Genomic DNA, 1189 nt, shown 5'->3' with positions numbered 1-1189 from the left:
AGCGTACTATGTCAATAAGCTTTAAACTGACTTTTGAGTAACTCAAACACACCTAACCATAAAAATTTTTAAAAATTAGTTAGCAACTGACGAAGAGCAGTGGACTTAACCGTCATATCTCGAACTTGAAAGGGAATAGCCCCGTTTTTCAATCCTGTTATGCAATCTGGCTGAGTGCAGATCATGGGTCTAACGTACAATTCGCATTAACAGGACGAGGTGGATAAGGCTAAATTACGAGGTCTGGCCTCTAGAATTTGATCGGATCTTCTCTCAGTCCCAGATATGCCGGTTAAGCCGTTTGTGCTTAAGCTAAACCGCTCGGAGAGGAAGGAAGCAATTGAAACGGAGCTTCTTGTTTACCTCGACCGCAACATAATGAGCTGGCTTAGACGATGTGAAAGGTAGACGATCTCTTAGCATGGCAAAAGCGATCTTGAGCATCTTGTTGCCCATAGCGACAAAAATAGAGCGCTGGTGCTTGCCACGGCTCTTGAGCCGTTCATAAAACGGTTTGAGATCGTGGTTATGCAGACATAGATTTCGACCGACCAAGTAGGTCACATAACGTAAGTGATGGTTGCCCTGCTTGGAGATCTTGCCGTAAGAGCCGGCGCCTCCTCCTGTTTGCTTCACAATAGGATTTGTCCCAGCCTTCTTGACCAATTGTCCGGCATGGGTATAGTGGGTGACATCCCCAATTTCTGCGTAGAGCTCTGCTGCTGTTGACACACCAACTCCTGGCACCGTGAGTAGAAGTCGTCCATCGGTTTGGAGCAGCAGACTTTCGATCTCATGATCGAGGGTATCTACTTTCGAGTCAAACGCACGAAGGTCTTGGAGCTTCATTCGCAACAGCAGAAGCTCGGGTTTCAATTTCTGTTCGTCAGGCGCCAGAGATTGCTCGGCAACATATAACAACTTGTGAATGGTGGATGTCCTCAACTTCAAATTGTGCTGAATAGATAGCTTTCGAAGTCCTAGTTCACCAAGATTTCGAACGGCTGAAGGATGTGGAAAATGCTCCATGAAAAAGAGAGAAGTTTTGCCCCAAAAGTTGCTGAAAACCTTCACTTTGTGAGCTCGCCCATCCTGATGCTTAGCATAGCATTGAAATTCGCGCCAGATCATATCCATGAGAGTACGTATCTCGATTCGCAGTGTAGAACGTTTGCGGATCTCTGAGCGA

Annotated in this window: 1 protein-coding gene; it reads right to left on the bottom strand. The window is 46.2% G+C overall.

Annotated features, from left to right (window positions below; all coding sequences use genetic code 11):
• Nucleotides 1-312: 312 nt before the first annotated feature.
• The coding region (locus NV381_RS38115; protein ID WP_258218460.1) for a transposase at nt 313-1189 on the bottom strand (877 nt) is incomplete at its 5' end.

This window comes from Paenibacillus radicis (ex Xue et al. 2023), assembly GCF_024722015.1.
Lineage (GTDB): Bacteria > Bacillota > Bacilli > Paenibacillales > NBRC-103111 > Paenibacillus_S.
The sequence above is the reverse complement of the archived record's forward strand: the minus strand, read 5'-3'. Positions and strand labels throughout refer to the sequence as shown.